At 66.2% G+C, this 21,221-nt stretch carries 19 protein-coding genes; 12 read left to right on the top strand and 7 right to left on the bottom strand.

What is annotated here, in order from left to right:
• The first annotated feature begins 36 nt into the window (after positions 1-36).
• From G7B69_RS11635 to dhaK, 6 genes are all read left to right on the top strand, one after another.
• Positions 37-918 (top strand): hypothetical protein, encoded by an 882-nt coding sequence (locus tag G7B69_RS11635; protein ID WP_166179400.1) that lies wholly within the window; start codon positions 37-39, stop codon positions 916-918.
• A gap of 51 nt (positions 919-969) precedes the next feature.
• A complete protein-coding gene (locus G7B69_RS11640; protein WP_166179402.1) occupies positions 970-1,389 on the top strand; it encodes a DUF6152 family protein in 420 nt (139 codons plus the stop codon).
• Between the two features lie 217 nt (positions 1,390-1,606).
• Positions 1,607-2,485: a class II fructose-bisphosphate aldolase gene (locus G7B69_RS11645; protein ID WP_166179404.1), complete on the top strand. Its 879-nt coding sequence runs from the start codon at positions 1,607-1,609 to the stop codon at positions 2,483-2,485.
• A 13-nt stretch (positions 2,486-2,498) separates the two neighbouring features.
• Entirely contained in the window at positions 2,499-3,230 is a 732-nt protein-coding gene (locus G7B69_RS11650; RefSeq protein WP_166179407.1) for an HAD-IA family hydrolase, read from the top strand.
• 12 nt (positions 3,231-3,242) lie between these two features.
• Entirely contained in the window at positions 3,243-3,917 is a 675-nt protein-coding gene (gene dhaL / locus G7B69_RS11655; RefSeq protein WP_166179409.1) for a dihydroxyacetone kinase subunit DhaL, read from the top strand.
• A gap of 28 nt (positions 3,918-3,945) precedes the next feature.
• Positions 3,946-4,941: a dihydroxyacetone kinase subunit DhaK gene (dhaK, locus tag G7B69_RS11660; RefSeq protein ID WP_166179411.1), complete on the top strand. Its 996-nt coding sequence runs from the start codon at positions 3,946-3,948 to the stop codon at positions 4,939-4,941.
• Positions 4,942-5,310: 369 nt separating this feature from the next.
• Here the strand turns inward: dhaK and G7B69_RS11665 are convergent, their stop codons facing one another.
• Complete coding sequence (locus G7B69_RS11665; protein ID WP_166179413.1) at positions 5,311-5,967, bottom strand: S8/S53 family peptidase; 657 nt, start codon at positions 5,965-5,967, stop codon at positions 5,311-5,313.
• Between the two features lie 240 nt (positions 5,968-6,207).
• Between G7B69_RS11665 and G7B69_RS11670 the strand changes: the two genes are divergently transcribed.
• Positions 6,208-7,074, top strand: a complete 867-nt coding sequence (locus G7B69_RS11670; protein WP_166179415.1) for an alpha/beta fold hydrolase — start codon at positions 6,208-6,210, stop codon at positions 7,072-7,074.
• A gap of 3 nt (positions 7,075-7,077) precedes the next feature.
• On the opposite strand, the gene G7B69_RS11675 is transcribed toward G7B69_RS11670, so the two are convergent.
• The 5 genes from G7B69_RS11675 to G7B69_RS11695 are packed head-to-tail and all read right to left on the bottom strand — an operon-like array spanning position 7,078 to position 12,274.
• A complete protein-coding gene (locus G7B69_RS11675; protein WP_166179417.1) occupies positions 7,078-9,156 on the bottom strand; it encodes a PQQ-dependent dehydrogenase, methanol/ethanol family in 2,079 nt (692 codons plus the stop codon).
• 4 nt (positions 9,157-9,160) lie between these two features.
• A complete protein-coding gene (locus G7B69_RS11680; protein WP_166179419.1) occupies positions 9,161-9,928 on the bottom strand; it encodes a nuclear transport factor 2 family protein in 768 nt (255 codons plus the stop codon).
• Positions 9,929-9,930: 2 nt separating this feature from the next.
• A complete protein-coding gene (locus tag G7B69_RS11685; protein ID WP_166179421.1) occupies positions 9,931-10,638 on the bottom strand; it encodes a nuclear transport factor 2 family protein in 708 nt (235 codons plus the stop codon).
• Complete coding sequence (locus G7B69_RS11690; RefSeq protein ID WP_166179423.1) at positions 10,635-11,333, bottom strand: nuclear transport factor 2 family protein; 699 nt, start codon at positions 11,331-11,333, stop codon at positions 10,635-10,637. Before G7B69_RS11690 ends, G7B69_RS11685 begins: the two co-directional genes overlap by 4 nt.
• The gene (locus tag G7B69_RS11695) at positions 11,330-12,274 is read right to left on the bottom strand and encodes an NHL repeat-containing protein (protein ID WP_166179425.1); all 945 of its coding nucleotides are present in this window, start codon (positions 12,272-12,274) and stop codon (positions 11,330-11,332) included. The genes G7B69_RS11690 and G7B69_RS11695 overlap by 4 nt, the downstream gene beginning before the upstream one ends.
• A 175-nt stretch (positions 12,275-12,449) precedes the next feature.
• Between G7B69_RS11695 and G7B69_RS11700 the strand changes: the two genes are divergently transcribed.
• Together G7B69_RS11700 and G7B69_RS11705 are read left to right on the top strand one after the other, a co-directional pair.
• Positions 12,450-14,582, top strand: a complete 2,133-nt coding sequence (locus G7B69_RS11700; RefSeq protein WP_166179427.1) for a PQQ-dependent dehydrogenase, methanol/ethanol family — start codon at positions 12,450-12,452, stop codon at positions 14,580-14,582.
• A gap of 2 nt (positions 14,583-14,584) precedes the next feature.
• Positions 14,585-16,387 (top strand): DUF8021 domain-containing protein, encoded by a 1,803-nt coding sequence (locus G7B69_RS11705; protein ID WP_166179429.1) that lies wholly within the window; start codon positions 14,585-14,587, stop codon positions 16,385-16,387.
• Between the two features lie 24 nt (positions 16,388-16,411).
• Here the strand turns inward: G7B69_RS11705 and G7B69_RS11710 are convergent, their stop codons facing one another.
• Positions 16,412-17,329: an NADP-dependent oxidoreductase gene (locus G7B69_RS11710; RefSeq protein WP_166179431.1), complete on the bottom strand. Its 918-nt coding sequence runs from the start codon at positions 17,327-17,329 to the stop codon at positions 16,412-16,414.
• Between the two features lie 513 nt (positions 17,330-17,842).
• On the opposite strand from G7B69_RS11710, the gene G7B69_RS11715 reads away from it, so the two are divergent.
• Genes G7B69_RS11715 through terL form a run of 3 tightly spaced genes read left to right on the top strand, consistent with a single transcriptional unit; the run spans position 17,843 to position 21,202 of the window.
• On the top strand, positions 17,843-19,222 hold the full coding sequence (locus G7B69_RS11715; protein ID WP_166179433.1) for a site-specific DNA-methyltransferase: 1,380 nt from the start codon (positions 17,843-17,845) through the stop codon (positions 19,220-19,222).
• Entirely contained in the window at positions 19,215-19,610 is a 396-nt protein-coding gene (locus G7B69_RS11720) for a DUF5681 domain-containing protein (RefSeq protein WP_166179435.1), read from the top strand. Before G7B69_RS11715 ends, G7B69_RS11720 begins: the two co-directional genes overlap by 8 nt.
• A complete protein-coding gene (gene terL, locus G7B69_RS11725; protein WP_166179437.1) occupies positions 19,607-21,202 on the top strand; it encodes a phage terminase large subunit in 1,596 nt (531 codons plus the stop codon). Before G7B69_RS11720 ends, terL begins: the two co-directional genes overlap by 4 nt.
• Positions 21,203-21,221 lie beyond the last annotated feature (19 nt).

Raw genomic sequence — 21,221 nt, forward strand, 5'->3', positions numbered from 1 at the left:
AGACAATGTCCGGTTCAGAAAAGAGGGAATCTTGGGATGGGAAATTTCGGTAAACTGGCGGTCGCCGCGCTCCTGGTCACCGGGACCAGCTTCGTCGCGCAGGAGGCTTCGGCCAAGGCCGCCGCGAAAGCTCCGGCACGGGCGTCGACCGCGGCTCCGGCCACCATCGGCGGCCACCCGAACATCAACGGCGTGTGGCAGGCGCTGAGCGGCGCCGACTTCGGTCTCGAGCCGCATTCGGCGCAGACCTCGCCCGGCCCGCAGAGCGAGCGCGAGCTCGGCGCCATCGCGGCGATCCCGGCGAGCCTCGGCGTCGTCGAAGGCGGCACGATTCCCTATCTCGCCGAGGCGAAGGCGGTGCGCGACGCGAACGCCAAGGCCGGCCCGATGAAGGACCCCGAGGCGAACTGCTATCTCCCGGGCATTCCGCGCGCGACTTACGTCACCAACATGCCGTTCCAGATCATCCAGGGCGGCGGCGACATCCTGATGGCTTACGAGTACGACTCGGCCAACCGCGTGATCGCGATGGGCCCGGTCGGCATTCCGCCGATCGATACCTGGATGGGTACCTCCTACGGCAAGTGGGAAGGCAACACGCTGGTGGTCACCACCCTCGCCCAGAACGGCGAGACCTGGCTCGACCGCGCCGGCAACTACCTGACCAATAACGCGACGGTGGTCGAGCGGTTCACGCCGAAGGGCAAGGACCACATGGACTACGAAGTGACGATCCAGGATCCGACCGTCTATTCGAAGCCGTGGAAGATCAAGATGCCGCTGTACCGGCGCGTCGAAGACAACGCCCAGATCCTCGAGTTCAAATGCGTCCCGTTCGCCGAGATGCACCTCTACGGCGATCTGTACGACACGATGGACGCGGCGGCCAAGGCGCGCCTCGGCCTCGATAAGAAGTGAGGGATGCAACAAGCACCAAGTTGAGCAGAGTCACGAAGGAGTAGTAAGACAATGCGTATCAAGACCTGGCACAAAGCCGCCATCGGCGCCGTGCTGGCTGGCGGCATGGCGGGCGCTGCTTTCGCCCACCATTCGTTTGCGGCCGAATTCGACCGCGACAAGCCGATCAAGCTGCAAGGCGAGGTGGTCAAGTTCGAGTGGGTCAACCCCCACTCGTGGATCCACATCAAGACCGGCGACGGCAAGGTCTGGCGCGTCGAGGGCGGTGCCCCGAGCGCGCTGCTGCGCCGCGGCTGGAACAGAAACTCGCTGCCCGCCGGCACCAAGATCATCGTCCAGGCCTTCCAGGCCCGCGACGGCGACACCCGTGCCAGCGCCGCCGAAATCAGCTTCCCGGGCGGCCGTTCGCTGTCGCTCGGCAACCCGACGACCGAAGCGGTCATCGCCGCCCAGAAACGCGCCGGGGAGTAAGCGGCTCTCCGCCGCCAGCGGATCCGTTTGACGACACGTGGATGCCGTGGCCCCTGCGGCTGCGGCATCTGCTTGTTGGCCCGGGCGTGAAATGCTCGGGCGCGCGCCCGTCGAGGTGCGCAATGCAAGACTCGGCTGGTCCCGCTCGGGTAAGCTGGGCACAGGCGACTCGCGCCGCCGTTGCCGGCGCAGATGAAGAACGACAGGGAGCTTTCGAATGCCGTTGGTCAACATGAAGCCGTTGCTGCGCGACGCGATGGACAACCACTATGCCGTCGCCGCCTTCAACCTGGTCGACTACGGCACCACCAAGGCGATGGTCCAGGCGGCCGAGGAGCTCAATGCGCCGGTCATCTGCCAGACCAGCACCAAGACCATCCAGTACTGGAGCCACAAGGAAATCGTTTCCTGGGTGCGCACCGTGGCCGAGGACTCGCCGGTGCCGGTGGTGCTCCACCTCGACCACTGCAAGGACCTGGCGATGATCGAAGCCTGCGCCAAGGCCGGCTGGACCTCGATCATGATCGATGCCTCCGAGCTGCCGTTCGAGGAGAACCTCGAGTTGAGCAAGCGGGTGCGCGAGATCGCCGAGAAGTACGGCGTCGGCATGGAAGCCGAGCTCGGCCAGATCATGGGCGTCGAAGACGACATGGTGGTCCACGCGGACGATTCGGTGCTGACCGACCCCGAGGACGCCAAACGCTTCTGCGACGCGCTCGACCTCAGCGCCTTCGCCTGCGCGGTAGGCACCGCGCACGGCTTCTATCACGGCGATCCGGTGGTCGATTTCGACCGCATCAAGCGGATCAACGAGCTGACCCACACGCCGATGGCGCTGCACGGCGGCACCGGCCTGTCCGACGAAACCTTCCGCAAGGCGATCGAGCGCGGCGCGGCCAAGGTCAACATCTCGACCAACCTCAAGCACGTGTTCGTCGAGAGCTTCGTCGATTACCACACCGCCAAGCCCAAGGACTTCGAGCCGCTGCGGCTGATCGACGCCCAGTACCAAGCGTGCAAATCGATGTTCTCGGGTTTCATCGAGAAGTTCGGCGGCAAGGATCGCGCCCAGCCTTACCTTGCCAGGGCTGCCTGAGGGCCGCCGCGGAATGCTCAAAGCGATCATCTTCGACTGCGACGGCGTGCTGGTCGACACCGAGCGCGACGGCCACCGGGTCGGCTTCAACCGCGCGTTCAAGGAATTCGGGATCGACGCCGAATGGGACGTGCCGCTGTACGGCAAACTGCTCCAGGTCGCCGGCGGCAAGGAGCGCATGCGTGCCTATTTCGACGAGTATGGCTGGCCCGAAGCCGCCGGCTCCGACGAGGTGAAGGACGCGCTGATCAAGGACCTGCACAAGGCCAAGACCGAGATCACCGCCGGCCTGGTCGGCGAAGGCGCGCTGCCGCTGCGCCCGGGCATTAGCCGCATCGTCGACGAGGCTATCGCCGCCGGCGTGACGCTGGGCGTGTGCACCACCTCCAACCCGCTGTTCATCGACGCCGTGCTCGACCTGTTCGGTCCCGAGCGGAAGGCCAAGTTCGCGTTCGTCCACGCCGGCGATTGCGTGATGCGCAAGAAGCCCGACCCCGAGATCTACGAGCTGGCGAAGGTCTCGCTCGGCCTGCCGGTCGAGCAGTGCGTGGTGATCGAGGACAGCCGCAACGGGTTGCTCGCCGCCAAGGGCGCCGGGCTGCCGTGCCTGATCACCACCAGCACCTACACGGTGGACGAGGATTTCAGCGAAGCCGACCGGGTCGTGCCCGAGCTCGGCGACGCGCCCGACATCAACGTGACGCTCGCCGACCTGGGCGAGCTGGCCGCCGAATTCGCGGCTTGAGGAGAGAGAAGAATGGCCGAGATTTCGCAAGCTGACATCGAGCGGGCGATCAAGACGACATGCGCCACCGTGCTCCGCAACGAGCACTACTTCGCCGACCTCGACGGCCTCGCCGGCGACGGCGACTTCGGCACTTCGCTGGCCACCGGTTTCCGTCAGATCGAGAAGGAATGGGACGAGATTCCCAAGACCGACATCGGCGCGATGCTGCTCAAGATCTCGATGATCGTTTCCAAGCACGTCGGCGGCAGTTCGGGCCCGATCTGGGGCACCGGCTTCATGAAGGCGGCGATGCTGACCCGCGGCAAAAGCGAGATCGCGCTGCAGGACCTCGCCCAGATGCTCGGCTCGGCGATCGAGGGCATTCAGGCCCGCGGCGGCGCCCAGCTCGGCGACAAGACCCTGCTCGACGCCCTGATCCCGGTGCACGAGAAGCTCACCGCGCAGGCCGCCGGCGGCGACAAGGCCGCCGCGCTCAAGGATGCCGCCGAAGCCGCCGACAACGCGGTCGACGAAACCCGCCACCTCGTCGCGCACCGCGGCCGCGCCAGCCAGGTCGGCGAGCGCAGCGCGAACACGCCCGACCCGGGCATCGTCGCCATCGCCACCATCCTGCAGGATTGGTGCAAGGACTGCGGCGTCGAGCGCACGCCGACCGCGCCCGAAGTCGTCAAAGCTACCGCCTGATCACCACCTTACCGGAGAGGACCAACCCATGAAGAAGTTCGTCAATGATCCCGCACAGTTCGTGCCCGAGTTCATGCACGGCATCGCGCTCGCCAACCCCGACCTGCTTTCGTACACTCCCGAATTCCAGATGATCGTCCGCAAGAGCGGGCCGGACAATGCCAAGGTCTCGGTCGTCCAGGGCTCGGGCTCGGGCCACGAGCCGGCCCACGTGATGGCGGTCGGCCCGGGCATGCTCACCGGCGCCTGCCAGGGCGCGGTGTTCGCCGCTCCGGCGGTCGATTCGTGCTACGAGACGATCAAGGCCTGCGCCTCGGACGCCGGCGTGCTGGTGCTGGTCAACAACTACCAGGGCGATCGCATGGCGTGGGACATGGCCACCGAGATGGCCGTCGCCGAAGGCATCAACGCCCGCCAGTTCTGGATCAACGACGACGTCGCGGTGAAGGACAGCCTGTACACCGTCGGCCGCCGCGGCGTGGCCGGCAACTTCTTCGTCATGAAGTGCTGCGGTGCCGCCGCCGATGCCGGCCAGAGCCTTGATGAGGTCGAGGCGATCGCCAAGAAGGTCAACGACAACGTCCGCACGATGGGCGTCGCGCTGACCAGCTGCATCCCGCCGGCCAAGGGCACGCCGATCTTCGACATCGGCGACGACGAGATGGAAGTGGGCGTCGGCATCCACGGCGAGCCGGGCCGCCGGCGCGAGAAGATCAAGAGCGCCGACGAGATCACCGCAGAGCTGTTCGAAGCGGTCGCACAGGACATCCCGTTCAACTCGGGCGACCGGGTGGCGATCATGGTCAACGGCCTCGGCGGCACGCCGATCACCGAGCTTTACGTGATCTACGCCAAGGCCCACGAACTGGCCGAGAAGGCCGGCTACCAGGTCGTCCGCAACTACGTCGGTGAATACTGCACCAGCCTTGAGATGGCCGGCGCCTCGCTGACCATCCTGCGGCTCGACGCCGAACTCGAGAAGCTGCTCGACGCTCCGGCGGAGACCGCCGCGCGCATCTTCTAAAGCGCGGCCCAGCCGATCAGAAAGGGCGCTCCGGAGCGATCCGGGGCGCCCTTTTCTTATGCGCGGAACGCACGCTGATATCGACGACCGTTGCGCTTCTTGCAACAGGTGCGCACTTCTTCGCACTTGCACAATTTGTTGCAGCGCACCATTTGCTCTCCTGTCCGGCGGCCTCAGCGGCTGCCAAACAGGGAAAATGCAATGACTACCATTCTTACGCGTCTCGCTTCGGCCGTGATCGCGGTGTCGCTCAGCGGTGCCGTGCTCAGCATGGCCCTCGTCTGACAATCCACGGCTTCATGCGAGCCACATGAAAAGGGCGCGGTCCGCAAGGATCGCGCCCTTTCGTTTATGCGATCGATCTGGGCGTCAGGTGCGCTTGCCCGCCCTCAGCAGCCGCGCGGTTTCGATCGGCGCGGCGAAGGAGGTGCCGGTGGCAACCACTTGCGACCCGTCGGCGAGTTCGGTCGGGACCTCGACGCCGAGCTGCCAGACGTAGCGATAGCCGGTCTCGACGGCTTCGGGCCGGTTGGTGCCCTTCCAAGGCTGCCCATAAGCGTCGAGCGCGCCGACCAGCACCGTGTACGGGTAGCCGGCCCGCGCCAGGCCGAGGTTGCCTGGCTTGTCGAGCCCGTCGTTGCCGGCGGCGAGCACCACGGTCACGCCGTGCTTGGCGGCATCGTGCACCGCATCGACGACGCGCGGGTCTTCCTTGAGATTGAGCGAGATGTTGATCACCGAAACGCCGAGCTCGGTGGCCTTGCGGATCGACTCGACGATCGGCCCGACGTCGCGCTGGCACGGCGGGTGGCTGCCTTCCGGGCAGCCGGCGAGATCGTCGATGCGAAAGGAGACGATGTCGATCGGCTCACTGGCCTCGCGCAGGAGGATCGTCGCCACCATCGTGCCATGATCGTAGCGCGGCTGGAACGCCGGCCGGCCCGGCTTCACCGCCATGTCGTATTCGGCGATCAGAGCCTTTCCGATCTCCGGCGTGCGGGCGATCCCGCTGTCGATGATCGCCACGACCGGACGCGCCGGGGCCGGCGCCTCGGTTACAGCTGCGGCGGCTCCGATCGGCTGGACCGGAGACAGGACGAGAGCTCCCGCGGCCAGCGCGAGGAGCGACCTTTTAGACCCCAAAATCGACCCCCACAGTACGATTCCCTCCGGCGATCCCTGCCGGTGCGGTAAGAATAGTATAAATCGATGAATGTGGCTTTACCGCGGCGGCCACTTTCAACAGCCGGGCGAAAGGAGCGAGGTGTGGCAATCGAGACACGTTCGCTGGCCGCCAACGGACTGACCTTCGCCGCCGATTGCGCCGGCGAGGGTGATACGGTCACGCTGCTGCTGCACGGCTTTCCCGAGAGCCGGGCGAGTTGGCGCGAGCAATTGCCGGCGCTGGCGGCGCTCGGCTGGCGCGCCGTGGCGCCGGACTTGCGCGGCTATGGCGAGAGCTCGCGGCCGCGCGGCAAGGCGGCCTATCGCATCGAGCGCCTGGTCGAGGATGCCGCCGCGCTGTTCGAAGCTCTGGGAGCCAGGCGTCGCGTGCTCATCGGCCACGACTGGGGCGGCGCGATCGCCTGGGCTGCGGCGCTGCGAGGCGTTCCGCTCGACGGGCTGGTGATCCTCAACGCGCCGCACCCCACCGCCTTCCGCCGCGCGCTCAAGACCTGGGACCAGCGGGTTCGCTCGTGGTACATGGCGTTCTTCCTGCTGCCGTGGCTGCCCGAGCTGATGCTGACCTGGCGAGGCGGCCGCGAGCTGACCGAAGGGCTCGCCAAGCAGACGTCGAACTTCCCGCCCGAACTGCTCGAAACCATGCGCCGCAACGTCACCGCGCCGGGCGCGGCGACGGCGATGCTCAATTACTACCGCGCCAACATCCTGCGCTACGGGAAGAATGGCGGCGAGCCCGCTCCGATCGAGTGCCCGACCTTGCTGATCTGGGGCGAGGACGACATCTACCTCGGCCCCGGGCTGGCCTCGGGCAACGAGGCCTTCGCGCGAAACCTGACCCTGCGCCGCCTGCCCGGCGTATCGCACTGGGTGCAGCAGGACGCGCCGGAGGTGGTCAACGATACGATCGCCGAATGGGCGCGCGGACAGGGTTTGACCGGGGGAAGCTGAGCCCTATTCGCCCCAGTCCTCGTTGGCGCGGGCGATCAGGTAGTCGTGGATCTGCCCAGCCTGCTTGTCGCTGAGCAGGTCCTTGAAGCTGGCCATGCCCTTGTCGGTGTAGAGGCCGCCGAGGACGATGTCCTTGAACTTCGCGTGGGTCTCGGCGGTCATGTGGCGCAAGTCCTTGACCCCGCCGACCGCCTCGCGCCCGTGGCAGCCCGAGCAGGTGTCGGCGAACAGCTGCGCGCCGGCCTGGATGTCGGCCTCGCTCGCGCGCAGCGGCGGCGGCTGCGGGATGGCTTCCGCCTTAGCCAGCGGCGGCAAGGTCCTGGTGCCGCCGAGCTTGAACACCAGCAGCCGTGCCGGTGCCCGCGGCAGCTCGATACCGGCTCCGCGTTCGACTTGCGCCGCGCCGCCACCCCAGCCGGCGTTGATCGCCACGTATTGCTCGCCGTCGACCTCGTAAGTGATCCCGCCCGCGACCGGCGCGCTCTGGGTGGGGAATTCCCACAGCTGCTTGCCGGTCCGCGCATCGAAGGCGGCGAAGGTCTGCCTGGTCGTTCCTTCGAACACCAGGTCGCTCGCAGTGACGAACGCCCCGCCGTTGCCGTGGCGCGGCAGCGGCACCGACCAGGCGACCTGCTGCCTCACCGGATCGTAGGCGACCAGCATCGCCTTTTCGTCCTTGTCGGCGATCTTCTGCAGCTCGACCCGCTTCTTCAGCGCCTCGCCACTAAAGCCGCCCCAGCCGCTGTTCGAGCGGAACGGCTGCGGCGTCCAGTTCGGCTGGCGGGCGTAGACGAAGCCCGACTGGTAGGCGGGGAAATAGGCCAGCCTGGTGCGCGGGCTGTAGGCCATCGGGAACCAGTTGTGGGCCCCGCCAGGCCCCGGATAGACCAGCGCCGGCTCTTCGGTGTAGCGCGCCGCCAGGTTGATCTGTGGTCGCCCGGTCTTCGGGTCGATGCCGAGCGCCCAGTTGACCTTGACGTAGCTCTTCGCGCTGATCAGCTTCCCGGTCTTGCGGTCGAGGACGTAGAAGTACCCATCCTTCGGCGCCTGCATCAGCACCTTGCGGGTCTTGCCGCCGATCTTGAGGTCGGCGCTGATCATCGAGCTGGTGCAAGTGTAGTCCCACTCCTCGCCGGGGACCATCTGGTAGTGCCAGGCGTAGCTGCCGTCCTCGGCATGCAGGGCGACAATCGAGCACACGAACAGGTTGTCGCCCTTGTCCGCCGAGCGGTAGAACTGGGTGTGCGGGCTCGAGTTGCCGGTGCCGACGTAGACCAGCTTGAGCGCCGGATCGTAGGCGATCGAATCGAACGGGTTGGCCCCGCCGCCGAGCTGCTTCCACATGCCTTCGTCGGACCAGGTCTTGCGAACCATCGGCATGACCGGATCGGACGCTTCGTGGTCGGGCGCATCGTTCGGGTTCGGGGTGAGGAAGAACTTCCAGCGCTTGCGGCCGCTCGCGGCATCGTAGGCGGCGACGAAGCCGCGCACGCCGAGATCGCCGCCCGAGTTGCCGATCACCACCATGTCGCCGAACACCCGCGGCGCCCCGGTGATCGTGTAGGGCATCTCGTGGCCGAACACCTGGCTCGTCCAGACCGGCGTGCCGCTGGTCTTGTCGAGCCCGATCAGCCGCCCGTCGAGCGTGGCGATGACGATCAGGTTGTGCCACATGGCGAGGCCCCGGCTGACCGGCTCGCAACAGGCGTAACGCGCCATTTCGCGCGGGACCTTGGGGTCATAGGTCCACAGCACGCGGCCGGTCCTTGCGTCGTAGGCCTTGATCACGTTGAACGGCAGCGAGTTGTAGAGCACGCCGTCAGCGTAGATCGGCGTCGCCTCGACCCCGCGCAGGGTGTCGAGATCGTCGTACCAGGCGAGCCCGAGCTTGCTGACGTTCGAGGCGTCGATCTGGGTCAGCGGGCTGTAGCGCTGCGCGCTGTAATCGCGCCCGTCGCTCGGCCATTCGCCCGGTGCCGGATGTCCCAGCCGCGCGTCGATGCCGCCGTCGATCGCCGCCACAGTGGCGACGAGCACCAGCATCAGGGCGCCGATCAGCGCGACGGGGCTGCGGAAATGCATGCGGTCAATCCTTGGGTGGTTGGGCGATCGGCTGGGTCCCATCGGCGAGGCGGCCGACCTTGAGCGAGGCTTCCTGCTCGGGCGTGCCCGGCGGCGCCTGATAGGCGCCGACCGGCTCGACCGGGAAGGGCTTGCCGGTCACCGGATTCGGGTAGTGGAACGGCACGATCCAGTAGGCGGGATAGGTCAGGTAAACGGTGCTCGGCGGCAGGTCGGGCGGCGGGTCGAACTTGTCGGGCCAGGTGTTGTTGAGCGCGTCGTGCCCCCAGCCCTTCCAGCTCGAGTACATCGTGAACGGCCCGCTCTCGCGCTTGAACTTCCACACGCCGTTCTCTTTGACGAACTCGTCCTCGTAGAGCGGCAGGCCCCACCCGCCGACGCTCATCACCCACGCCCGGCTGCGCACCCAGGCGGTCTTGCCGTCGGGCGCGACGTCGACCACCGGCTGGAATTGCATGTGGTTGGCGAGCAGGCCTTCCTTCGGGCCATCCTTGCCGAACGCGGTCTGCATGTATTCGAGCACGCGCTTCTTGCCGAGGAACAGCCCCTTGCCGCCGATCTCGAGCGTGGCGTCGTCGGCGAACAGCTGGCTGAGCTCGGTCCACTGGCCCTTGTCGACGAAGTAGCCGTAGACGCGCTGGACCTTTTCGACCTGGTTCATGTCCTCGAGCCGGGTGATGCGCCGGTCGAGCGCGTCGAGGCGCTGTTCGGGACTCTCGGCGAAGGCCGGGGCGGCCAGGGCGGCGAGCAGCGCCGCGACGAAAGCGCGCATGATCACTTCCTCCCCACCACGTCGTCCGGCGGCTGCGGGATGTCGGCGAGCGACTTGCCGGTTACCGGATGCTTGTAGTCGAACGGCGGGATGTAGACGCCGGGGAACGCGCGGTAGACCTCGCTCGGCGGCTTGTCCGGCGGGAACAGTGCGCTCGGCCCTTCCATGGGGATCGCCGACTTGGTCCAGCCGGCGTCGTAATCGGTTTCGGCGGTGACGTAGAAGTGCAGCTTGGCGATCTTCCACACGCCCTTCTGCTTGACGTACTCGTTCTCGTAGACGCCGACGCCCCAGACGCCGTTCTGGCCGGCCTGTGCGAGCATGACCATGCCCTGCCAGCGCGCCTTGGCCGAGAGGCCGTCGTCGGCGACGGTGATCACCGGTTGCAGCAACATGTGGTTGTTGAGGTGCCCGGCGGCGAGGCCTTGCGGCCCGAACAGCAGCATCGCCCGCTGGATGTGGGCCTGGCCGACGTACACGCCGCGCTGGCCGTATTCGAAGCTGCCGTTCGGAGTGAACAGCGCCGCGGCCTGGTCCCACAGGCCTTTGTCGAAATAATAGCCGTAAGTCGCCTGCAGGTCCTCGACGGCGTCCTGGTCTTCGAGCAGCTCGACGCGGTGCTTGTAGGCGGCGATGCGCTGTTCGACCGACTGGGCGTGCGCCGGTACGGCGATGGCGAGCGCCAGCACGGCGAAGACCGCGCGCCTCACTTTGCCGTCTCCACCCGTTTGCCGGTCACCGGATTGGGCGCCTGGAACGGCGGCACATAAGTGTTCGGAAACGGCTTGTAGCCGGCGGTCGGCGGCCGGTCGGGCGGGAAGTCCACGCTCGCTTGGCTCCGCGAAAGTCCCTCGCCGCCCTTCAGCCGGGCCCAGCCCTTCTCGTACGGCGCGACGAAGTTGACGTAGAGGTGCAGCGCCTTGATCCGCCAGATCCCGTCGGCGCCCTTTTCGTACCTGTTCTCGTAGATACCGTCGCGCCACTCGGCGTGCTTCTTGTACTGCCCGAGCATGCCGAGATCGCGCCAGCGCCCGGTGGCGCTGCCCCCGTCGGTGGCCATCGTTATCGCCGGCTGCAGCGTCACCCATTCGTTGAGCTGGCCGTAGATGAGCCCTTCCTGCCCGCCGTGAAGACGCTTGAGGTATTCGCGGATGCGGGCCTTGCCGACGTAGACGCCGTCGAGGCCGATCTCGATCGTGCCGTCGTCGGCGAACAGGTCGGCCGCCTCGCCCCACAGCCCGCGGTCGACGTAATAGCCGAACGCCCGCTGGAGGTTCTTGATCGAGCGCACCCCCTCGAGCTTGGCGACCCGCGCGGTCAGCGCGTCGATCTCGGAGTTGGCGTCGGCCAGCGCCGGGGCGGGTACGAGCAGCGCGAGCGCGGCCAGGGCAGCAAGCGCTTTCACTGATCGGCCTTCAGCGCGAAGGCGTGGATCGTGAACGGGTCGGGGCTCTTGTCCTTGAGCTTGGCGTCGAACATGTATTCGATCTTGCCTTCGAGCGCATAGGCGACGCCGTGCGACACGGTCACTCCGACCGGACCGTCGAGCCCGCTGGCGATGGGCACGATCGCCGCGCTGTCCCCGGCGACATAGACCAGCGCCACGCGCCCGCCCGGCCCTTCGCCCTGGATGAAGCGATTGCCGCCGAGCGCGCGCAGCCCGTCGGGCCCATTGAGCGGGAGCGTGGTGGCGAGCGTCGTCAGCTTGTCAAAGCTGCCGTCGGCCTTGCGCTCGACTCGCTGGAAGAGCTGCTTGCGGACGTTGTTGATGTAGATCGCCCCTTCGCCGGCGATGGCGATGCCGTCGATCCCGACGAGGTCGGCGCCCTTGGCGAACAGCTCCAACTCGTTGGCGCGCGGGCGCAGCACGAAGATCCGCCCGCCGGTGGTTTCGCTGACCCACACCGCGCCGTCCTTGTCGATGGCGATGTCGTTGCACGCGGACGGGCCGTCGGTCGGGAAGTCGTAGGCCGCGGAAAGCCGGCCGCTCTTGAGCGAGAAGGCGCGCAGGGTCGAGGTGCCGGTTTCGCGCTTGAACAGATTGGGATTGTCGCAGGCCCACAGCAGGCCGCGCTTGTCGTCGGCGAAGACGCCGAACAGCGAGCGCAAGCCGTTATGCGCGTCGGGCACGATCCATGGTTCGGCGGTCCTCGATCCGGCCCTGGCGCGGTAGATCGTCCCGGCATTGCTGCCGTTGTAGAGATTGCCCGCCGCATCGGACGTAATGCTTTCGGGATAGACCCGGCTGCCGTCGATCGTGACGTCCGCCGGCGCTTTGGCGCTGGCGGCCGCCGCAAGCGCCGCGCCCAGCGCAAGACCCAGCTGTAGCTTGCCGATGCGGATCATCGCCCTCCCTCAGGCCGTCCGCCCTCTCCCAAGGGCGCGCGCACCATAGGCAGCGCTTTCCTCGCGCGAAAGACCGCGGCGGCAAAAAATTGTCACGGTCGTTACTTTGCCTTCACAACCGCGCTGCGAGGCGGCAAGGTCCCCGCAAGCTCGGGAAGAAGGGCGGAGGGATTGGATGGCGTTCGGGTTGAAGCACGCGTCGTGGGCGGCTCCGCTGCTGCTGGCCGCGATGGTCGCGGGGAACGCCAAGGCCCCGCCGAACGCCACGGACGCTCCGACGGTCGTCGACAGCCGCTCGATGCGGGCGATCGACGCCCCGGGTAACGTCGGCGACTGGATGAGCTACAGCCGCGGATGGAGCGAGCAGCGTTACAGCCCGCTCGCGCAGATCAACGATGCCAACGTCGGCCAGCTCGGTCTCGCCTGGTACGACGACCTGCAGACCTTCCGCGGTGTGCAGGCGAGCCCGCTGGTGATCGACGGGGTGCTCTACAACGAGAGCATCTACAACGTCGTCACCGCCTACGACGGCAGGACCGGGCGCAAGCTGTGGACTTACGACCCCAAGGTCGGGACCGAGTGGGCCCGGCTCGCCTGTTGCGGTCCCTCGGCGCGCGGGATCGCGGCGTGGAAGGGCAAGATCTACATCGGCGCGCTCGACGGGCGGCTGATCGCCATCGACGCCAGGACCGGCAAGGAAGTGTGGAGCGTCGCGACCTTCGATCCCAAGGACGCGCCCTATTCGATCACCGGCGCGCCGCGGGTCTATGACGGCAAGGTGGTGATCGGCAACGGCGGCGCGGACTACGGCTCGCGCGGGTTCGTGTCCGCGTGGGATGCCGAGACCGGCAAGAAAGCGTGGAAGTTCTACATCGTCCCGACCGACCCGGCGAAAGGACCCGACGGCGAGGCCTCCGATCCTGTGATGGCGATGGCCGCGAAGACCTGGTCGGGCAAGTTCTGGGAAGCCGGGGGCGGCGGCAACGCGTGGGACAGCTTCGCTTACGATCCCGAGACCAAGACGGTCATCGTCGGCACCGGCAACGGCTCTCCGCACATGTGGCACTTCCGCAGCCAGGACAAAGGCGACAACCTGTTCCTGTGCTCGATGCTCGCGCTCGACGTCGAGACCGGCCGCTACAAGTGGCATTACCAGGAAGTGCCCGAGGAAGACTGGGACTTCACCTGCACCCAGCCGATCGTGCTCGCCGACATCACCATCGGCGGCAAGCTGCGCAAGGTGGCGATGCAGGCGCCGAAGAACGGCTTCTTCTACGTCGTCGACCGCACCAACGGGAAGCTGATCAGCGCCAAGTCCTACGTCTCGGTCAACACCTGGGCCAGCGGCGTCGACGCCAACGGCCGCCCGATCCTCGTGCCCGGCGCGCATAACGGGACCACGCCGCACCTGATGAGCCCGAGCTGGCTCGCCGCCCATACCTGGCACCCGATGAGCTATTCGCCGAAGACCGGGCTCGTCTACCTCTCCGCGCAGGAGCAGGGATCGATTTACGCCCGCGCCGAGGACGGGCAGTACCACTACACCCCGGGTCCCGGCCGGACCAACTCGGGCCAGGCCTACGGCACCCAGCCCGAACGCCGCGCGAAGCTGCAGGCGCAAGCCAACGCGACCGAGAAGGGCTACCTCCTCGCGTGGGACCCGAAGACGCAAACCGAGAAATGGCGCGTGCCCTATCCGCACCCGGGCTCGGGCGGCGTGCTGAGCACCGCCGGCAACCTCCTCATCCAGGGCACGATCAACAAGACGCTGGCGATCTACCGCGCCGATACCGGGGCCAAGCTGTGGGAGATGGACATCGACCAGGCACCGGTCGCCGGACCGATCACCTACATGATCGACGGGGTGCAATATATCGCCGTGAACGCCGGCTGGGGCGGCTCGCCGGTCTACAACCTCGGACCGTTCCAGACTTCGACAGCCAAGCTGCTGGTGTTCAGGCTCGGCGGAACGGCCAAGCTGCCGCCCCCGCCGCCGCAAGCCTCGATCCCGCGCCCGCCGCCGCTGCGCGCGCCCGAGGCGCAAGTCGCGCACGGCCGCGAGCTCTACGGCGCAAACTGCTCCAAATGCCACGGCGAGAACGCCATCGGCGGGGTCAAGGACTTGCGCTTCATGACCGCCGGCACGCACGCCCAGTTCGCCGATATCGTCCTCAAGGGCATTCGCGCCGACAAGGGCATGGCGAGCTTCGCCGGCCAGCTCTCGCCCGAGGACGTGGAAGCGATCCACGCCTACCTGGTCGCGCGCGGCAACGAGGATTACGCGGACGCCGCGGCAAAGGGGAAATGAGCATGCGTACCGTAACCGCCATCGTCGCCGCGGCCCTCTCGCTCGTCGCGTCGCCCGCCCTCGCCCAGGCCGCCGGCGAGGCCAGCGCCGTGATCGCCCCGAAATGCGACCACGCCTGCCTCATCGCCGCGGTCGAGGCGCACATGAAGGCGCTCGCCGCGCGCGATCCGGCGCAGCTCAAGCTGGCGAAGGACGTGCGTTACGCCGAGAACGACGTGCTCATCCCCGTCGGCCAGGGCCTCTGGCGCACGGTCACCGGGGTCGACGCGGCCGGCCTCACCGCCGCCGACCCGCTGACCGGCAACGCCGCCTGGTTCGGTTCGGTCAAGGAGAACGGCAACCCGGCGATCTACGCCGTGCGCGTCCACGTGGACCAGGCCGGCGCGATCGACGAGATCGAGGCCGTGGTCCACCGCAAGACCGCGCTGCCCGCGCCGTTCGGCGACGTCACGAAAATGGTCCACGACCCCGACTTCGCCCAGGTCCTCGCGCCCGAGCAGCGCCGCCCGCGCGAGCGCATGCTGTCAATCGCCGACGGCTACTTCAGCACCGTCGAATTGAACGACGGCCAGGTCCTCACCCAGTTCACCGACGACTGCGGCCGGCTCGAGAACGGCATCTCCACCACCGCGCCCCCACCCGGCGGCGGCGGCAACGCCGCGGCGATCGCCACCGGGTGCGAGAACCAGTTCAAGCTCGGTCTCTACAGGATCAACAAGCGCGTCCGCCGCGACTTCTTCATAATCGACGAGGAGCGCGGCGTCGCCGTCGGCCGCGGCTTCTTCGACCACGCCAACGAGTTCGACCATTACCTGCTGACCAACGGGCGCGAGATGAAGACCGCGCTCAAGTGGCCGAACTCGATCACCCTGCTCGAAGCCTTTCGCATCCGCGACGGCAAGATCGCCCGCATCGAGGCGGTGTTCACCTATGTGCCCTATTTCATGCCCAACCCGTTCCGCGACGGCGTCTCGACCCCGCCGCGCCACGCGCCGCAGCCCAGGACCTGCGACGCCGCCTGCCTCACCGCACAGGCGACGCAGGTAATGCAGGCCTACGTCGGCAACCAGTGGCGCAGCGTGAACTGGGCCGACAAGGTCGGCTACGGCGAGAACTCGGTCGGCATCCGCGTCGGCGAGGGAATCTGGGCGACGGTCGCCGCGATCGACCCGCAGCCGCTGATCGTGTCCGACGCCAACACCGGCAAATCGGTGTGGATCGGCCGGATCGAGGAGCACGGCCAGCCCGCCTGGGCGGCGATCACCGTCGGCTCGGGCGGCCAGCAGGTCGGCAGCGTCGAAGCACTGATCCGCCGCAAGGAATACGGCGTGCCCTATGCCGAGCCGGCGGCGATCCCCGCCTACGCCGAGCTGCCCAGGGCCCAACGCACCTCGTGGCTCGACATGGCCAAGCTGGTCGACGGCTTCTACGCCGCGCTCAATGCCCACGACGGCAAGCCGCCGAAGGGCCTCGACCCATCATGCCAGTGGAACGTCAACGGCCAGGCCCTCGGCGCCTGCGCCGCGCCGATCGCCGGCAACTCCCTGCAATGGATCGCCCGCTGGCGCGACCGCAAGGTCCTCGCGGTGGACGAAGCCCGCGGCCTCGTCGCCGTCCGCGTGTTCGAGGACATCCCCGCCGCCCCGCGCGAGTTCACGCGGCCGAACGGCGCTGCCATGCCCAATTCCGCTGCTTATCCGCGCTCGCTGGAGATCGTCGAGGTGTTTCGGATCGAGGGCGGCAAGATCGTGGCGCTGCGGCGGATCAGCACGGAGCTGCCGTTCGGGATGAAGCCGCATGAGTGAGCGGGGCGCTGGACCCGCCCAGCTTTAGGGGTGCACGGAAATAATTGTCTTTCCCGGACGTCGTTCGGTCGGGTTGAAGGCTGCGACGGCGTCGTCGAGGCTCGAAACGGTGCCGATGTGGGTCCGCAGTCGCCCATCCCGCACGCGTTGAACGATCTCGCCCAGCTGAGCGCGATTGGATTCGACAACGAAGTCGATGGCAACGCCGTCTTCAGGCGGCGCCTCGGGCGGTCCGACAATTGACACCAGCGTTCCTCCGTCCCGGACGAGCCGCGCGGAACGCTTCCCGATGTCGCCGCCGATAAGATCGAAGACCAGGTCGACTCGGCCCGCATCTTCCAGGGCCTCGTTGTCGAGGTCGACAAACTCGTTGGCGCCGAAGTCGAGTGCTGTTTGCCGGTCCGCGGCCCGGCCGGTGCCGATGACGTAGGCACCGAATTCATGCGCGAGTTGCGTCACCATCGAGCCCACGGCGCCCGCAGCTCCGTGCGCGATGATGCGTTGCCCTGCCCGCAGGCGGCCGTGCTCGAACAATCCTTGCCACGCCGTGAGGCCGGAGATCGGCAGGCTCGCGCCCACGCTGAAGTCGACATCGTCTGGCAAGGGCGCAAGATTGCGCGCCTCGACCGACACCTGCTCTGCCAGCGTGCCGTCGCGATACCAGTCCGTGAGTCCGAACACCCGTTGGCCTATGGACAGCCCCGTCGTGCCGTAACCGAGCGCGGTCACCACCCCAGCCAGCTCGTGTCCCGGAATGGTCGGCGTGCGGTCACGACCTAGGCGGTCCGTCCAGGTCGAAGGCCACGCCAACTCGGTTCCGACGAAGCCCGAAGCATGAACCTGGACGACGACGTCGTTTATCGCCGCAACCGGCTCGGGCCGTTCAAGCAACTTCATCCCGGCTGTTCCCGCAGCCCGATCGGTCACGACGATGGCCTTCATCGTTCACCTCCTCGTGTCCGGCGACCAGATACGCGCCATGTCGGCAAGTGCCGAGAAGCGGACCACAGTGATGGTTTATGGTGAATGACGCAGTCAGCGGCTAACGCGTCTTGCCGCCACTTTCCCAGTTTTTGCGGGAATCTAACGGGAAAGATGCCTCCGAGCGATATGGCGAGGGCCTCGGAGGCACCGGATTTCTGCGGCTTTCGACCGAGTTCCCGACGCACGTAACCGGGAAAACGTCTTCAGCGGTCTGGGAACGAAAGCTGCATACCCCCCTCCCTTGTCGGCGACCAAAAACCATGCCACGAAGTGATTCGCCAGGGGGAACCGGGGACGGGAAACCCTATACGATATCAAGCTGAGCCGGAGACGGTTTGAGCTTTTCCGCCGGGGACGGCGGGCACGAGCGTTGGCAGCGCCGTCGAGCGAGAAATCCTTAGCCCCAATCACCGCGACGTCGCTCGCGGGAGTCCTCGATGCGGGGCCTGAGGTCGCGCACCGAACTCCTTGATGACGTCCAAGCTAGGACGCCCGACCATGTCTCGACCACATGACAACGATCCAAGGAGCACGACGCTCCTCCCATACGAATTAACAGCAATTGCCGACCTGAAACCGGCCGAGCGAAACGCCCGCAAGCACAGCAAATCCCAAGTTGCCGCGCTTGCGCGGAGCCTCTCGGAATTCGGGATGGTCAGCCCCGTCATCATCGACGCCCACAATCGCATTCTTGCCGGGCATGGCCGTGTTGAGGCCGCCAAGAAGCTCGGCGAGACTACCGTGCCGACGCTTAGGGTCGATCTCACCGATGGGAAGGCGCGCCTCTACGCCCTAGCGGACAACCGGATAGCCGAACAATCGGCCTGGGATGAAGAGGCCCGCTCCGAGGAGTTTCGCGAACTTCGTATCGAGATTCCCGAACTCGATCTGACACTGTCCGGATTCGAGCACCCCGAAATCGAATGGGCCATTGCTAGCCTTGAGCAGACCGATTGGTCTGATCTCGACTGGGCTGACGAGGATGAAGCTGGAGAACCTGTCACACGGGTCGGCGATCTGTGGGAGTTCCCAAGCGGCCACTCCCTAGGCTGCGGCGACAGCAGCGATCCGTCAACCGTCGCCGTCGTGGTCGGCGACGATCAGGTTCGCCTGGTCGAGGAGGACTTTCCGTACAACCTGAAGGCGAAGGAATATTCCGGCAAGGGGCGCCATCGCCACGGCGACTTTCAAATGGCCGGCGGCGAGATGAGCGCCTCGGAGTTCCCATCGTTCCTTGCTCGCTCATTTGCCGCAATCAAGCCGCACCTGGTCGATGGCGCACTCCTCTATGGCTTCATGGACTGGAAGCACATCCGCGACCTTCTCGACGCCGGTGAACGGTCGGAATTTGAGCTCAAGAATCTCGTCGTTTGGGATAAGGGAAAGGGAGGAATGGGCGCGCTTTACAGAAGCGCGCACGAACTCATCGCCGTCTTCAAGCATGGCGCCGCTCCGCACGTTAACAACGTCATGCTCGGAAAGCACGGACGCGATCGCCACAACGTTTGGCGCTACGCCGGCATGAACCGCTTTGGCGCCGGACGTGATCGAGCTCTCGCACTCCATGCCACGGTCAAACCGGTTGAGATGATCTGCGACCTGATGCTTGACGCCTCCAGACCGGGCGACGTGGTGTTCGACGGCTTCTGTGGCAGCGGCACCACACTCATTGCCGCCGAAAAGCTCGGCCGGCGAGCCCGAACAATCGAGCTCGACCCCCATTACTGCGATGTCGCTATCGAGCGCTTCAAGCGAGCGTTCGGGGAGGAACCCTTCGAACGACGTACGGGGCTCACCTTTTCTGGCCTTGCTGCTCAACGAACTGATGGGGGGACCGGGACCAATGGCTAACCGCTACAGTGATCGACCCTACAAGGTCGGCAAGGGCAAACCCCCGTTCGAGACGCAGTTTGGCAACGGGCGTCGGGGCAATACTAACGGTCGGCCCGCTGGGTCGCGGAACACCGATACCGTCGTTGCAAAGGCGCTCGCTGCCCGCCTGCCCGTCAAGGAGAACGGGCGGGACCGCAAGCTTAGCAAGATGGAAGTCGTGGTCATGCAGCTTGTAAACAAGGCTGCCGGCGGCGATCTGCGTGCCATTGAAATTGTCCTACGCATGGCCCGCGAAATTGACGGGAAGGCACAGCCTCACGAACAACCGCGTCCGCTTTCCGACGCAGATCGGGCTGTCCTTGAGGCCTTCGCCAAGAAGGTGAGAGAGGGAGGAGGACAGCCGTGAATCTTGAACGCGATCTTCTCCGCGCTGTCCTGCAGAACGACCTTGCAAGCTTCGCCCAACGGGCGATCGCCGAGGTCCTCCCGGCACTTACGCTTGAGTGGAACTGGCATCTTGACCTCATCGCCGACCGGCTAACCCAATTAGCCGACGGCAAGATTCAGCGGCTGTTGATCTGCGTGCCGCCTCGCAGCCTGAAGTCTCTGCTTTGCTCAGTAGTCTATCCGGCGTGGCTCCTTGCCCGGAATGATGCCGAACGCATTCTTTGTATTAGCTACTCACAACCTTTGGCGGAGGATTTCGCCCGCCTCTGCCGTCAGCTGATGGATAGCGGGTTCTATCAAGCGAGCTTCAAGACCCGGCTGTCTGCCGACCGCCGCGCAGTCGAGCAGTTCGAAACCACTGGCGGGGGCGGTCGGATCGCAAGTTCAGTCCATGGCACTGTGACCGGGCGCGGAGGCGACTTCATCATCCTCGATGATCCCATGAAGGCCGAAGACGCGCTTTCGGAGGTCACCCGAAAAGGCGTGGTGGAGTGGATGCGAAGTACGCTGTCCTCGCGTCCAAACTCTAAACGTGACGCCCGGCTCTTGGTCGTCATGCAGCGACTGCATGAGGAGGACGTAGCTGGCTACCTGATAGCGCAGGGTGGCTGGGACGCCTTATCCCTTCCGGCAATTGCCGTTGAAGCGGAGGAGCACCAGTACAGCGTCGCAGGGCGGGCAACCACCTTCCGCCGCGCACCGGGTGAGGCGCTCCACCGTGATCGAGAGCCCGTCGAGATTCTTGAGCAACTCCGGCTCGACATGGGCAATCTCGTGTTCGCCGCGCAATACCAACAGAATCCACTCCCGACCGAGGGTAATCTCGTGAAGCGGTCGTGGTTCGGCCAATATGGCGCTGTCGACCTGGTCGGACTGGAGCGGGTGATTCAATCTTGGGATACCGGCTCCAAGACGGCGATGTCGCACGACTACAGCGTGTGTACCACGTGGGGGTTGAAGGCCGGGATGGTCTACCTGATCGACGTCTGGCGCGGCCGGCTCGAAATGCCCGAGCTTTGCCGAAAGGTGATCGAGCTTAGCGACCGCTTCAGTCCCGAGCGGGTTCTCGTCGAGGACAAGGGTTCCGGAACCGCGCTGATGCAGGCTCTACGCGCGCAATGCTTCTACAAAGCCGTCCCGGTCCTGCCGAAGGGCGAAAAGGTCGTCAGGCTAAGTGGGGTAAGCCCGATGATGGAGGCCGGCCACGTCCGCCTTCCGGCTTCGGCGCCTTGGCTAGACGGCTATCTCTATGAGCTTTGCGGCTTTCCGGGAACAAAGCATGATGACCAGGTGGATTCGACCTCCCAGGCCCTTCACTGGGTCCAAGATGAAGGTTCCGCGGGCGGCTTGTTCGAGTACTACCGCCGCGAACATGAAGCCTTGGTGGCTCGTCAGACCCATCGCACGGTCCGTTTGCGGGCACCGGATGGGGTCAGCCACGTGACCACCATCGACGGAACCAAACTCACCGTAGGCCCGGATCGATCATTGTACGCGACCGAAGCAGAAGCTGGCCCGTTCATGGCCGCCGGGTTCCGCCGCATTCCATAACGAGCAGCAGCCTTCGCCT

Origin of the sequence: Croceibacterium segetis (assembly GCF_011320115.1) — a bacterium.
In the GTDB taxonomy this organism is placed as follows: domain Bacteria; phylum Pseudomonadota; class Alphaproteobacteria; order Sphingomonadales; family Sphingomonadaceae; genus Croceibacterium_B; species Croceibacterium_B segetis.

Bases quoted from the DNA above. Each gene is read 5' to 3' on its own strand.
- G7B69_RS11710 (WP_166179431.1), bottom strand. From the start codon at position 17,329: ATGAAGGCCATCGTCGTGACCGATCGGGCTGCGGGAACAGCCGGGATG.
- G7B69_RS11645 (WP_166179404.1), top strand. From the start codon at position 1,607: ATGCCGTTGGTCAACATGAAGCCGTTGCTGCGCGACGCGATGGACAAC.
- G7B69_RS11650 (WP_166179407.1), top strand. From the start codon at position 2,499: ATGCTCAAAGCGATCATCTTCGACTGCGACGGCGTGCTGGTCGACACC.
- G7B69_RS11695 (WP_166179425.1), bottom strand. From the start codon at position 12,274: ATGATCCGCATCGGCAAGCTACAGCTGGGTCTTGCGCTGGGCGCGGCG.
- G7B69_RS11720 (WP_166179435.1), top strand. From the start codon at position 19,215: ATGGCTAACCGCTACAGTGATCGACCCTACAAGGTCGGCAAGGGCAAA.
- G7B69_RS11705 (WP_166179429.1), top strand. From the start codon at position 14,585: ATGCGTACCGTAACCGCCATCGTCGCCGCGGCCCTCTCGCTCGTCGCG.
- G7B69_RS11675 (WP_166179417.1), bottom strand. From the start codon at position 9,156: ATGCATTTCCGCAGCCCCGTCGCGCTGATCGGCGCCCTGATGCTGGTG.
- G7B69_RS11640 (WP_166179402.1), top strand. From the start codon at position 970: ATGCGTATCAAGACCTGGCACAAAGCCGCCATCGGCGCCGTGCTGGCT.
- G7B69_RS11635 (WP_166179400.1), top strand. From the start codon at position 37: ATGGGAAATTTCGGTAAACTGGCGGTCGCCGCGCTCCTGGTCACCGGG.
- dhaK (WP_166179411.1), top strand. From the start codon at position 3,946: ATGAAGAAGTTCGTCAATGATCCCGCACAGTTCGTGCCCGAGTTCATG.
- dhaL (WP_166179409.1), top strand. From the start codon at position 3,243: ATGGCCGAGATTTCGCAAGCTGACATCGAGCGGGCGATCAAGACGACA.
- G7B69_RS11700 (WP_166179427.1), top strand. From the start codon at position 12,450: ATGGCGTTCGGGTTGAAGCACGCGTCGTGGGCGGCTCCGCTGCTGCTG.
- G7B69_RS11680 (WP_166179419.1), bottom strand. From the start codon at position 9,928: ATGCGCGCTTTCGTCGCGGCGCTGCTCGCCGCCCTGGCCGCCCCGGCC.
- G7B69_RS11715 (WP_166179433.1), top strand. From the start codon at position 17,843: ATGACGTCCAAGCTAGGACGCCCGACCATGTCTCGACCACATGACAAC.